This window comes from Bacillus sp. DWP3-1 (genome assembly GCF_049896565.1).
GTDB lineage: Bacteria > Bacillota > Bacilli > Bacillales > Bacillaceae > Bacillus.
The window spans coordinates 271096-283262 of the sequence record NZ_JAFCUN010000005.1 but is presented as its reverse complement, the minus strand read 5'-3'; the positions used below and the strand labels follow the sequence as shown (position 1 = coordinate 283262).

Below are 12167 nucleotides of genomic sequence, written 5' to 3'. Positions count from 1 at the left end.
CATGACTTGGACAAAGAGAGAAAATCCCTTTCATTTATTTATCTGTCTCAATGCTTCTCCATAAATATAAAGAAGCGTAGCTTAAATACGGGGTCCACTCCTTGCTTAATGCTGCCATTTCTTCTTTTGTCGGCTTTTCAGGCAGGTCAAAGTGCCGCTTGATGGCGTTTTGAATACCGATATCTGCCATCGGAAAGAGATTTGGTCTTCCAAGTCCATTCATGAGCACATTTTGAACTGTCCAAGGTCCAATCCCTCTAATCGGAAGCAGACGTTCTTCCACCTCCAGATCAGTTAAATCGTGTAATTCTTCTAAACAAAGAGAGCCGCTCACAATTCGCTTCGATACATCGATGACATATTCCGCTTTCCGCTGACTAAATTGGAGCTTTCTCAAATCCTCTGTTTCAAGTGAGGCGATGGCTTCCGGTAAAGGATCAAACCAAACACCTTCTATTTGCTCACCGTACGTATGAACAAACCGTTTCGTGAGCTCATAAGCAAACGCCAGATTGAGCTGCTGATGAATGATGCATTTCATCAAACAATGATATAAATGAAAATCCAGCATGAGCGGTGTCCCGACATGACGCTCAAATATGGACGCTAAATTCGTTTGAGAAAAATGCTCATGCACAGCGTCTAATTGATGCTCCATTCCAAATATCCGTTTCACCTCACATATGAGAGGTTCCTCTGGACCGTTTCCTTTCACCCGAAACGTGGGCGCTTCTTTTGTTCCGGTGGCTTGAACGACGACAACGTATGGTTTTTGTTCTAACCTAATTGGTACTTTGATTTCTCGTTTATTCAAATCGACTGCTTTTAATGGATCACTTGATAAGCGTCTGAGCACTTGATCGAAATGATACGGCGGCTCCACCACCAGCTCTTTTTCCCACATGTTTTCCTCTTCCTTTCTGCAAACACGCAGATGCGATTGTTTCACTTTGCATGAATGATTCTCTATATTGAATACTTTTAAACTTAAAGAGTACAAGAATTTATCAGTTATATCTTCCTTATTTACGGTCATTTTCCTTTTGGATGAAGTAACATTTTTAGTCGAATTCAGCTAAAATTCGACAGCACCCTTCAATATTTTAGGATTATTTACCTTAAATTAGAAATAGAACCTCTGGGTGATATCTTCTATTCCGAAAACATTTGTATAATTATGACATATCAAGGAGGTGAACAAAGGAATTAGCTGATTAGGCAATCATTTGTTTTATCTTGCAGGACCATATTTTACCTCATTGATAACCGGCTTCACCTAGTTTCACTTTTTACGAAAAGAAAGACCCAAAATTTAAAAACAAAGGAGATCCGACCAATGAAAAAAACCATTCTTTCTGTTGCCCTTGCCACTGCTGTTTCTTCGACACTACCAGTATTCGCTGACGCTGCTGAACAAAAAACTACTCCAGTTTCAACTACTGTTCAGCAAACTGTTTTAAACAAAGCTGCTGAAAGTAAAGCATCTACAACCGCAGGAAACGTTAATATTAACTTTGACGTACTTGGTATAGCTAATGCATTAATCAATGCTGCAAATGCTAACACAAACCGTGAAGGCTTTGTCAAAGGACTAATGGAGTCTGCTTTCTATGCTGCGGGCTCAAAATACAATGTCATGGTATTTAACTTAAGCCAAGGTTATGAGACTCGTTTCAACGGAGTCAAAACGTTTGCTACTGTGAAATACGGAAGCATTACTTACGGAGTTTGGGTATTTGAAAATGGATCTTTCACAAACAAAGGTGACGGTGGCTACATCAACTGGGCGTTTAGAGGCTGGTTCGACCGCAACGGTGGTTTCGTCAACTTCCGTCGTCCTTAATTCTCGGTTTTATCCATCAATCATACACGCACATTGGACCGATCTCAGTAATGAGATCGGCTTTTTTATGCAGAACACGTATAAGTTCACCGGTGCTGCTTCATGATATAATGCAAGTCTGGAGGGGTGCACATGCTGAAAAAAATTGCAGTGACAAAAAACGGCGACTTGATTGAACATGCAACATTACAGCAGCTTTCAAGCCCCGATATCGCCTGGTACTGGATTGATTTCCATGCGCCAACGGAAAAGGAAGCAGCGCTTTTGAAGGAATACTTTCAGTTCCATCCGCTTGCGATTGAGGATTGCTTCCATTATTTACAGCGGCCGAAGCTTGATTTTTATGAAGGGTATTTATTTTTCGTGCTTCATGCCCTGAATCAAAAGACGCTTCGATCTGAGGAAATCGATCTGTTTGTTGGTGACAATTATATCGTGACCTTTCATTTGAAGGAGGCGCCATACATTGACCGTGTCATTCGAAAGCTCAAAGAATCTGATAAAACCCGAAATAGCGGACCTGAGCATATTGCTTATATGCTGATTGATCAGCTTGTCGATGATTATTTCCCTATTATTTATCAAATTGAGGACAGGCTGAATGAAATTGAGGATGAAGAAGGTCATAAAACATATGGAACGCTGATGAACGAAGTATTCGGAATTCGATCCGATTTGCTCAAGCTGCGAAGAACGATTATCCCGATGAGGGACCTTTTATATCGTATTGTCAACACAAATACGATGAGAAGCGATACGAACCGGCAAGCATATTTCAATGATATTTATGATCACCTTTTGAAACTAACCGAGATCGTCGAGTCAAACCGTGATATGACGGCCGATTTACGAGACAGCTATCAGACGCTGAATTCCAATCGAATGAATGCAATCATGATGACATTGACCATTGTGTCGACCATTTTTATTCCACTGACCTTTATTGTTGGGGTGTACGGGATGAACTTTGACAACATGCCTGAATTACACTGGAAGTATGGCTATTTTGGGGTGCTGATTTTCATGGGTCTGCTCGTCTCGGGTATGCTTTTGTGGTTTAAGCATAAAGGGTGGTTCCGCATTTTCAAATAATTTGTTGAGAGAATAGCTTGGGGGCGGTTAAGGTGGAAAACTGGATTCCATTGACTCATCAAGAACTAAGGCTGGTATGGAAGACGTTCTATCGAGATTTCAAATTTAATCCAAGCATCTCTCGTTTTCCCTCATTCCACGTACCATCTCCTTATATTACATATGATATCTCTGTTTATTTTGAGGACCCTTCCCTTCTACATGCGGAGGAAGACCTTGAAGAGAAAGCGTTACTTGCTTTTCAGGAGCATATGAGAACAGACGAATATATGCTGGCACTCGATTGGCAGCACGAATGCTACTGGATCACACCATACGGGTCATTTGAAAAAGATGAAATTGGGGAATGGAGAGTCCCTGTGCTTCCTAACGGGGATTATGATTTCTTTTTATCAAAAGAGATGCATTGGGGCTTGCTAGGACATCCTTGGGAGCAAACAATCACGATTTTCGGTGAGGGCTTGATTGACTCTTTTACGAATCATCACCCGATTTTGTTTCAGCGTAAAATAAGAGAAGGATAAAGAAAAAGCTCGCAGGTCTTCTGCAAGCTTTTTTCTATAGCTGAGGCAGATGCCATACTTTTTCAAGCATGAGATCGTCTAGGCTTTTAAAGGAATATCCTTGTTTTTTCAGAGCCGTGATGGCATCATCCAATGCCTCGGCATTGTCCCTTGAGACGGTATGAAGTAAGTAAATGGCACCTGGGTGCGCCTGCTTCATCATTTGATCGTAGGCATACTGTTTTCCTTTTTGATGATGAATATGCCAGTCCACAAACGCTACTGACCAGAAAACGGTTTGGTAGCCGAGCTTTTTTGTTTCCTTCAGCACTCTTTCACTGAATACACCGCGCGGCGGACGAAGATAGAGGTTGTCTTGTTTTCCAGTGATTTTGTACACGGCTTCATTGACACGGTCCAGCTCTTCTTTGATTTCTTTCGTACTCTTTGTTGTTAAATCTGGATGGTGATAGGAGTGGTTGCCAATGATATGACCTTCCTCTGCCATCCGTTTGACGAGCTCAGGCTGATCCTTTACAAAGTGCCCTGTCACAAAAAAGGTGCCTGGTACTTGATGTTTTTTCAGCACATCTAAGATCTTCGGCGTATACCCATTTTCATAGCCATTGTCGAAGGTAAAATAAATCTCTTTCTTTTTCGTGTTTCCTAAATAAAAGGCATCATACTTTTTTAAAAGGACGTTCAATTCTTTACCCGCATCTGCTGGCTTGTGTTCTTTGCTTTTCGCAAATCCCCAATGGACGGGCTTATTAGACACGGCTTCCGCTTCTGAGAGAGGCATGGATACAAAAAGCGCACATAAACAGATGAGCATGTATTTTTTCATTTACGTCACTTCCCGGTTTTTCTTCTATTGTGCAGAATAAGACCGAGACTCATACACTGATTCACTTGCCAAATTAAAGAAAAAAGCCCGCACTGCGCGAGCTATTCTTCCTTCCAATCGCTTTTAAACCGTTCATATTTCGCTTCTAGGTCGTCAATCATCTGGATCAGTCTGTCTATATCCTCAACATCTGTTGATTCAGGATCTAATGAATCAATCACATTCATAAACATATCTAATCGGTTCTTTAAATAATCAACCTGCTGCTCTTTGCTGTCTGCTGCCTTGCCCATAGATACACTCCCTTTAGCATTTGTTTCTAGCTTATCTTTTTTTCCCTTGTAAATCAATGAAACCCCACTTGCGTATAACGGTGATGGGGCTTAAAATTAACTGTTGGCGGGTCCACGTTTGCCCGAATGAAAAGGAGATAGATACCATGAACCAAAAAACAGCACTTCGTCCGATTACACCTGCATATGACCCTTGGGAAGCCTATCTCGATGTGCAGGATTACGGAGAAATGAAGCTGACAAATATTGAATTTACGACAACGACGTTGTGTAACATGAGATGTGAGCACTGTGCGGTTGGCTATACTTTGCAGCCGAAAGACCCACATGCACTGCCGCTTGATTTGTTACTTCGCCGTTTAGATGAAGTTCCGCTCCTGCGCTCAATTAGTATTACAGGCGGAGAGCCTATGCTTTCTCTCAAATCTGTGCGGGAATATGTCGTCCCTTTATTAAAATATGCCCATGAACGCGGCGTCCGTACACAGATCAATTCAAACTTAACACTTGATTTGGCGCGATATGAAGAAATTATTCCATACTTAGATGTCCTTCACATCTCACATAACTGGGGAACTGTCGAAGAGTTTGCAACGGTCGGTTTTGCGATGATGGACAGAAAACCAACCTTTGAGCAGCGCGAGAAATTATTTAACCGCATGATTGAAAATAGCCGGGCACTTGTCAAAGCAGGTGTTACCGTATCTGCTGAAACCATGCTGAATAAGCGCACGCTTCCATATATTGAACACATCCACCGGCAAATCGTGGAGGAAATGAAATGCCAGCGCCACGAAGTTCACCCAATGTACCCAAGTGATTTTGCCAGCGCCCTTGAATCATTGACGCTTCCGCAAATGCGTGATGCGATTCATCAGCTGCTTGATATTCGTGATCAAGACACATGGATGCTGTTTGGCACCCTGCCATTTTATTCTTGCAGCACAGATGAAGAAGATCAGCGCCTCCTCAAGCGATTGCGTCAGGAGAAACATGTCACGGTACGAAATGACCCTGACGGCCGCTCACGTTTGAATGTGAATATTTTTGATGGGAATATTATTGTGACAGACTTTGGCGATACACCGCCGCTTGGAAACATTGCTACTGATACATTGCAATCTGCTTATTCACGCTGGATGGACACAAAATTAGCAAAAGAGCTGAATTGCCATTGTCCAAGCGTACAATGCCTCGGTCCGAATGTTCTTGTGAAAAACAGCTATTATCAAGATGTTGATTTTACTTCTCGTACAGCCAGGGGGTAACCTATAGATGGACGATACTTTTCTGACAATAGTCAAGAACAAATACATTGAAATTCTCCTTGTTGGACTCGTTCTTTGGCTTGCCGTCTTTATGATTAACAAAGCGCTTCAAATTTTCTTTAAACGAACGGAGTTTATAGAGGACAAGAAGAAAAAAACGATCGAGAGCTTGGTCAAATCTGTTACAAAATACACCGCTTCGATTTGCTTTGTCATGTATGTCATTTCTCTCTTCTTTCATGATTTCGGAAAAATTCTTGCAGGTGCTGGTGTTGCTGGGATCGTCATCGGTTTTGGCGCCCAGACACTGATTCGCGATATTTTAGCAGGCATTTTTCTGATCTATGAACGTCAGATTCATAAAGGGGATTATGTGACAGTGAATAACCTCTTTAATGGAACGATTGAAGAGATTGGTCTCCGCTCTCTGCAAATTAGAGAATGGAGCGGCAAGCTGTTAACCATCTCTAACGGAGACATCCGGCAAATTCAAAACTATAACATGCACTACATGCGGATTACGGAGTCTGTATTAATTAGTGCGAATCAAAACCCAGATACAGCCTTTCAAGCACTCGAAACGGCCTGTGACAATTTAAATCAGATGCATCATGATTTTCTCAAAAAAGATGAATTTCAACATGCCATTGAACCGTTTCAAGTCCATGGCATTATGGGCCTGAACAAGCTGAACCGCGGGATTGAGATCACAGTGAAAGGAATGGTCGAAGACGAAAAATACTTCGATGCTGCCCTCGCTGTCCGAAAAGAAATGATCAAACAACTTCATCAGCATGATGTCAAATTGCTTGAAGATCTCGTTTATCCCCAGCCTGCAAAATAACCTCATTTATGATGGGGTTATTTTTTTGATTGTTTTTTGTTAACCAGTTAATTATAATGGATTATAGTTAACTGGTTAACATAAAGAGAGGATGTTGATTCATGACAAAAAAAGAAGCGATATCATTTATTAAAGAGATGTATGAAGAGGTATTAATCAAATTCAATATAGAAAAAGTGGAGGCTTATTTTTCACCTGATTATCAGCAAGTGACTGATGGAAAGGTTTCGACACTTGATGAGTTTAAAAAGCATCTATCCACATTAAAAGGATTGACAAAACAGCTTGAGATCCCCGTTTTTCATGATGTGTTATTTGATGAAGATACGCAGCAAGGGTGTTTTCGTTACACTGTAAATGTGGAACTCGCAAGCGGGGACAGGGGTTTAATTGATGTCATGGCTCTTTTCACGTTATTAGATGGCAGGATCATTCGGTGCGACGAGCTGACGAGATCTCACAAGCAGCATGAAACGCTTGAACAGCTTGGACACATCAGCTAAGAAATCTCTTCATTTCAGCCCTCTAACTTCTATCCTCTTGACTAATTCATGTATAATAGAAAACAGAATGATTTCATGCAGCATGGGGACCCTCATACTGTGTATTTTCTAAGTGAAAGAGAGTGAATAAGATGGGTCGTAAGTGGAACAACATTAAAGAAAAGAAAGCATCAAAGGATGCCAGTACAAGTCGTATTTACGCAAAATTCGGGCGTGAAATCTATGTGGCTGCCAAACAAGGTGAGCCAAACCCAGAATCAAACCAAGCACTTCGTTTTGTCCTAGAACGTGCAAAAACATATAGTGTCCCAAAACACATTGTAGACCGTGCCATTGAAAAAGCCAAAGGCGGTGCGGAAGAGAATTTCGATGAGCTGCGCTACGAAGGATTTGGTCCAAACGGATCAATGGTGATCGTTGATGCCCTTACCAATAACGTGAACCGCACAGCGTCAGATGTTCGTGCGGCATTCGGGAAAAACGGTGGAAACATGGGCGTAAGCGGCTCTGTTGCCTACATGTTTGACCAAACAGCTGTCATCGGTGTCGAAGGAAAAAGTGAAGAAGAAACGCTTGAGCTTTTAATGGAAGCAGACGTTGATGTACGTGACATCATGGAAGAAGATGAAACAGTGATTGTATACGCTGAACCAGATCAATTCCATCAAGTACAAGAAGCATTCAAACAAGCCGGCGTCGAAGAATTTACTGTCGCTGAAATCACAATGCTTCCTCAAAATGAAGTGACATTAGATGATGAATCTAAAGAACAATTCGAGAAACTAATCGATGTATTAGAAGAGCTTGAAGATGTGCAGCAGGTTTATCATAATGTGGATTTAGGGGAATAAAAGGAAATTTTGCCATAACATAAGTTTATTTAAATAAACTTATGTTATGGCTTTTTTATTTAAAACTCATAATATCTTTTGAAAGCAAAACTTTATATTCAAATTAGGAAAAACGTATCTTAATAGAGTAAAGTTAAATATTCTATTTTTGTGTAAAATTTAACAAAAAAGGTTTACTACTCCTTTGTCTAGTTGTATTATAGTGATTACGAGAAATAATACATAATTTTATATATAAAAGTTAGGTGGTGTTATTATTTTTAAAATATGGTGGAAACAGTATTTTGGATTTATGATCATACCATTTATTACTATGGGGTTTATCTTTAACAACTTCTCTCACTTTACAAAAATTATCTATTTCCTTTTCCTTGCTTGGTTATTATTTAATGTTATTGACTTTTATAGAAGTGAGGTAAGAAACAAAAAGGACAAAAAGTCATGAAAGGGGGTGTAGACGTTGATATTTGAAGTAGCCACGAAATTTTTTTTAACTATTGGAACAGCAACGGAAATAGTTAATGCTGTAAATAATGGTTTAGGAATTCTAACGATAATAGGACTTGCTGGTGCTACGTATGGCTGGGGAGCAATTGCTTACCCACTTATTAGAGGTGCTGTCGCAAAGTGGGGAACAAAACAGGCAATAAACTGGTAGTATACTAGATTTAACAAAGAGGAGAGGATTCTCTCCTCTTTTAATGAAAGGTTGTTCTTACGTTATGAGATTTTTCAAGATTTTTTATCAGCCATTAGAATTGATGTACTCTCTTAATAAAAAACCTAACATAGCTCTTCCATTATTATTTTCTGCTTTAATACCCTTACTTTATATTCAAGTCATTTTTGAACGCTTTGAACATGTGGAAAGCAAGTGGTTATATTTAATAGCTTTAGGTATGAGTTTTTTTTCATTAATGACTTTTTTCATTACTTCTTTTACCATCTATTTGTTATTAAATACTTTTATGTTAGATAGAGAAATCAGTTTCAAAACGACCATTTCAATTTATGGATTTAGTCAAATGCCAAAAATCTTTTTTGCCATCAGCCTTTTATTCTTTCCATTTTTAGATAACACCAATATATCTCAGTACGATCATTTTCTAACAGCCCTTGCCATCTTTATCATAAATCCCTTTAATATCTGGAGATATATGTTGTTAATATGTGGCTTTCATGTACTAATCAACATGAAAATAAAAAAATTAATTGCTATTGCGATAATTTTCGTAATCATTGAGGTATGTATTATATTTTTCGGAAGTGATATAACTCATATTTTTAGATAAAGGAGATTCATTTTTCTAATGAGAAATGTACTAACATATATTTATTTTAGACAAAAATCTTTTTTTTACTATCGACTTCCAAAATTAAAAATAAAGAATGACTTATTTGTTTATGTCGCTCTATCCGTCATTCTTTTATTCAGCGCAGTTTTTACCACTATAATGACTCAATTATATACCAATCATTTATTTTCACATAACGAGATCTTTTACATATCAACTTTTTTCATCATTACTTTTTTATTAACAGGAATTCAGCAATCCATTACAAATACTGTTTATAAAACATCTACAAAAAATGACCTGAAATTATTAATTGTATCACCACTTTCTTTTCACGAGTTGTTACTAGCAAAATATTTTGAAACCACATTTTTGAAAGAGGTTTTAATCTCTTCAATTCTTATTCCAACAATTTTTTTATATCATTATTCACAAATAGGTTCGGTTTTTTTAGGCATTGTATTTACACTTAACTCTGTATGCTTTCTTTATATAATGAAATTTGCGGTTTTCTACTTATCTGTCATTGGGTACCGTTATATTGCGACAGCATACCAATTGTTTTTTTCAATTCTGAGAATTTTTGTTTTGTCTATATTAGCTGTTATTTTTTTATCCAACAAAATAGATTTCCAATCTCATTCAATGCTTAATTGGTTTTTCAACTGGATATCCCAAATGCCTTTTGCGGTTTTACCAACAATTTTCCAAGATAAATTCATCATTTTTTTACAAATTTCATTATTAATCATCGTTATGTTATTGATTCGAACTTCTTTTTCTAATGGGGTAAGAGCACATTTCATTGGTGAAAATTCAAAAAAAAGAAAGGTTAAAACAATGATTTCTCACCTTTCCTTTCATGAAAGAAAGGAGCTGTCTCTCATCCAGTTAATGATTGCTTACATCAAAAGACAAAGAAAACAAGAAATTATTATGACATACTTGCCTTTATTTAGCTCGCTATTTTCTATCATACTTATTTTATATTTGCTTTATTATAGAATACCAACATTTATGAATGCTAATGAGAGTTTAGTTTTTATCATTCTGTCAGCTGCCATTGTTAAAATGTTATCAGATACATATTGCTTTCTCGCAAGCATCGATTTTCATGGTGCACGTTTTCAACTTCTGAAATTGACTGGGATTCATCCCAAATTCATCGTACGAAGTCACATTATTCTCTCTAGTTCAATTAATATCACGCTGTTCATTATCCTTTTTACAATAGCTGCAATCATATTTCAAATGTCTTTCCCTTTCTTTATTTTCATTTGTGTTATGGCAATAACACAAATGATCTTATTCAATTGTATTTATTTCTTATCAAGCATTAGTTATCCAGAATTTAAAAGAAATTTTGTAAGTAATCTTCCTTCAAGCAAAGCAAAAATGACTGCGAATTTGCTAATTCTATTTTGTTTTTTGCTGGAAGGACTGATGCTAATCATATTTGATAAACAGCATTACCTTGCTTTTATTATCTCTACATTGATTTATTTGATATTTATTTTTATTATTTTGAAAATCTCTAGTCTTAAGATACAATTTCTTAATTTAAGTAAGTAAAAAGGGGAAGTAAAATGTTAAAGTTAGATAATATTCATGTCCAAATTAACAACAAATCCATTCTCCATGATTTGTCTCTTCATGTTAAGCCACATGATTCTGTTGGTATTATAGGAAAAAACGGCGCAGGAAAAACGACTCTATTTGAGATCATTTGTGGCATACGATTAACTGATGATGGCGTTATCCGCTTTTTAGATAAGCAACCTAAGGATCGTCATTATTCAAGTCACCTTTTCTTTGTACCTGATGATTCTCTTGTATATGAATACTTAACTGCATCCGAGTATATCAATTTTGTTTCTAGACTCTACAACAAAAAGTTAGACTCAACAGAAATCAATACTATGCTTTCATTCTTTGAACTTGACTACCTGTCCAACAAATTAATTAGAGACTATTCTAAAGGAATGAAAATGAAATTAGCTATTTCACTTGCTCTTTTATTAAAACCTCGATTACTTATTTTAGATGAACCCTTTAATGGGCTAGATCCATCTAGTTGTATTAAATTAGTTCAGAAGCTAAAAGAATTTCTTCAATTTGGAAGTGTGCTTTTTTCATCACATACTTTAGATTTTGTTGAAGAGCTCAGTCACTCTACATATCTTCTTCGGAATCAGCAATTAACAAACGTGACGACAGAAAATTTAAAAGAGCTGTTTACTGATGAGTAAAGCAATTAAGAGTTACTTAAAAGATTTTTACCATGCTTTAAAAGTGCTTATTTTACCTTCTATTTTCTTCATAACAATTGGAATGGTCATGGGATTTTATATGACAAACGGAGATTATTCAGAGGATATTGTTAGAATAAATGATCAACGTCATTTTTTTGATTATTTCTTTCAAAATTTATCTATATGTATCATGATGATAGTTGGAATGGTTACTTTTGGTTTATCTAGTGTATACATATTGTTTATCAATGGATTAATGATTGGTGGAGCTTTTAAAATTTCGATTCCGTATTTAATGCATCCTTTACAATCATTACTTCTCATCTTACCTCATGGTATAAGCGAATTGATGGCTATTATGATTTCTGGTGGTATTGGTTTTATCCTTCTGAAAGAGGCCATCCTTTTATTGTTTGATAAAAAGAAGAAAATAAATTTTAAAAATATATGTAAAATTACTTGTACAGGGCTTGTGCTAGTAACTATACTATTATTTTTCTCGGCCATCATAGAGTTTTATATCACGCCTGACATTAATAACTTTACGACAAATTAAACCCCCTCTTCTATAGTGAA

Annotated in this window: 15 protein-coding genes; 12 read left to right on the top strand and 3 right to left on the bottom strand. The window is 37.2% G+C overall.

Annotated features, from left to right (window positions below):
- Positions 1–34 precede the first annotated feature (34 nt).
- Positions 35–904 carry a DNA-3-methyladenine glycosylase family protein gene (locus ACP7A0_RS13175; RefSeq protein WP_282067439.1) on the bottom strand — a complete coding sequence of 290 codons (870 nt, stop codon included), beginning with the start codon at positions 902–904 and terminating at the stop codon, positions 35–37.
- Positions 905–1336: 432 nt separating this feature from the next.
- Between ACP7A0_RS13175 and ACP7A0_RS13170 the strand changes: the two genes are divergently transcribed.
- From ACP7A0_RS13170 to ACP7A0_RS13160, 3 genes are all read left to right on the top strand, one after another.
- Positions 1337–1843, top strand: coding sequence for a hypothetical protein (locus tag ACP7A0_RS13170; RefSeq protein WP_034665101.1), 507 nt, complete (start codon positions 1337–1339; stop codon positions 1841–1843).
- Positions 1844–1975: 132 nt separating this feature from the next.
- Positions 1976–2935, top strand: a complete 960-nt coding sequence (corA, locus tag ACP7A0_RS13165) for a magnesium/cobalt transporter CorA (protein ID WP_426005439.1) — start codon at positions 1976–1978, stop codon at positions 2933–2935.
- 32 nt (positions 2936–2967) lie between these two features.
- Positions 2968–3459 (top strand): DUF2716 domain-containing protein, encoded by a 492-nt coding sequence (locus tag ACP7A0_RS13160; RefSeq protein WP_127686803.1) that lies wholly within the window; start codon positions 2968–2970, stop codon positions 3457–3459.
- 34 nt (positions 3460–3493) lie between these two features.
- Here ACP7A0_RS13160 and pdaA read toward each other — a convergent pair whose 3' ends face one another.
- The gene (pdaA, locus tag ACP7A0_RS13155) at positions 3494–4285 is read right to left on the bottom strand and encodes a delta-lactam-biosynthetic de-N-acetylase (protein ID WP_426005437.1); all 792 of its coding nucleotides are present in this window, start codon (positions 4283–4285) and stop codon (positions 3494–3496) included.
- A 101-nt stretch (positions 4286–4386) separates the two neighbouring features.
- A complete protein-coding gene (locus ACP7A0_RS13150; RefSeq protein ID WP_044139757.1) occupies positions 4387–4578 on the bottom strand; it encodes an SE1561 family protein in 192 nt (63 codons plus the stop codon).
- 146 nt (positions 4579–4724) lie between these two features.
- On the opposite strand from ACP7A0_RS13150, the gene yfkAB reads away from it, so the two are divergent.
- The 9 genes from yfkAB (at position 4725) to ACP7A0_RS13105 (ending at position 12147) form a co-directional block, all read left to right on the top strand.
- Positions 4725–5846, top strand: coding sequence for a radical SAM/CxCxxxxC motif protein YfkAB (gene yfkAB / locus ACP7A0_RS13145; RefSeq protein WP_106157084.1), 1122 nt, complete (start codon positions 4725–4727; stop codon positions 5844–5846).
- A gap of 7 nt (positions 5847–5853) precedes the next feature.
- A complete protein-coding gene (locus ACP7A0_RS13140) occupies positions 5854–6690 on the top strand; it encodes a mechanosensitive ion channel family protein (RefSeq protein ID WP_060595782.1) in 837 nt (278 codons plus the stop codon).
- 101 nt (positions 6691–6791) lie between these two features.
- Positions 6792–7193, top strand: a complete 402-nt coding sequence (locus tag ACP7A0_RS13135; RefSeq protein ID WP_127686801.1) for a nuclear transport factor 2 family protein — start codon at positions 6792–6794, stop codon at positions 7191–7193.
- Positions 7194–7324: 131 nt separating this feature from the next.
- Positions 7325–8044, top strand: coding sequence for a YebC/PmpR family DNA-binding transcriptional regulator (locus tag ACP7A0_RS13130; protein WP_012009270.1), 720 nt, complete (start codon positions 7325–7327; stop codon positions 8042–8044).
- Positions 8045–8504: 460 nt separating this feature from the next.
- The gene (locus ACP7A0_RS13125) at positions 8505–8702 is read left to right on the top strand and encodes a hypothetical protein (protein ID WP_024425263.1); all 198 of its coding nucleotides are present in this window, start codon (positions 8505–8507) and stop codon (positions 8700–8702) included.
- A gap of 64 nt (positions 8703–8766) precedes the next feature.
- Positions 8767–9336 carry a YIP1 family protein gene (locus tag ACP7A0_RS13120; protein ID WP_159049986.1) on the top strand — a complete coding sequence of 190 codons (570 nt, stop codon included), beginning with the start codon at positions 8767–8769 and terminating at the stop codon, positions 9334–9336.
- An 18-nt stretch (positions 9337–9354) separates the two neighbouring features.
- Positions 9355–10911, top strand: a complete 1557-nt coding sequence (locus tag ACP7A0_RS13115; RefSeq protein WP_106037178.1) for a hypothetical protein — start codon at positions 9355–9357, stop codon at positions 10909–10911.
- A gap of 14 nt (positions 10912–10925) precedes the next feature.
- Positions 10926–11588: an ATP-binding cassette domain-containing protein gene (locus ACP7A0_RS13110; protein WP_060595779.1), complete on the top strand. Its 663-nt coding sequence runs from the start codon at positions 10926–10928 to the stop codon at positions 11586–11588.
- Positions 11581–12147, top strand: a complete 567-nt coding sequence (locus ACP7A0_RS13105; protein WP_060595778.1) for a stage II sporulation protein M — start codon at positions 11581–11583, stop codon at positions 12145–12147. The genes ACP7A0_RS13110 and ACP7A0_RS13105 overlap by 8 nt, the downstream gene beginning before the upstream one ends.
- Positions 12148–12167 lie beyond the last annotated feature (20 nt).

Coding starts and splice junctions, on each gene's coding strand:
- ACP7A0_RS13175 (WP_282067439.1), bottom strand. CDS start 904: ATGTGGGAAAAAGAGCTGGTGGTGGAGCCGCCGTATCATTTCGATCAA.
- ACP7A0_RS13170 (WP_034665101.1), top strand. CDS start 1,337: ATGAAAAAAACCATTCTTTCTGTTGCCCTTGCCACTGCTGTTTCTTCG.
- corA (WP_426005439.1), top strand. CDS start 1,976: ATGCTGAAAAAAATTGCAGTGACAAAAAACGGCGACTTGATTGAACAT.
- pdaA (WP_426005437.1), bottom strand. CDS start 4,285: ATGAAAAAATACATGCTCATCTGTTTATGTGCGCTTTTTGTATCCATG.
- ACP7A0_RS13150 (WP_044139757.1), bottom strand. CDS start 4,578: ATGGGCAAGGCAGCAGACAGCAAAGAGCAGCAGGTTGATTATTTAAAG.
- yfkAB (WP_106157084.1), top strand. CDS start 4,725: ATGAACCAAAAAACAGCACTTCGTCCGATTACACCTGCATATGACCCT.
- ACP7A0_RS13140 (WP_060595782.1), top strand. CDS start 5,854: ATGGACGATACTTTTCTGACAATAGTCAAGAACAAATACATTGAAATT.
- ACP7A0_RS13135 (WP_127686801.1), top strand. CDS start 6,792: ATGACAAAAAAAGAAGCGATATCATTTATTAAAGAGATGTATGAAGAG.
- ACP7A0_RS13130 (WP_012009270.1), top strand. CDS start 7,325: ATGGGTCGTAAGTGGAACAACATTAAAGAAAAGAAAGCATCAAAGGAT.
- ACP7A0_RS13120 (WP_159049986.1), top strand. CDS start 8,767: ATGAGATTTTTCAAGATTTTTTATCAGCCATTAGAATTGATGTACTCT.
- ACP7A0_RS13115 (WP_106037178.1), top strand. CDS start 9,355: ATGAGAAATGTACTAACATATATTTATTTTAGACAAAAATCTTTTTTT.
- ACP7A0_RS13110 (WP_060595779.1), top strand. CDS start 10,926: ATGTTAAAGTTAGATAATATTCATGTCCAAATTAACAACAAATCCATT.
- ACP7A0_RS13105 (WP_060595778.1), top strand. CDS start 11,581: ATGAGTAAAGCAATTAAGAGTTACTTAAAAGATTTTTACCATGCTTTA.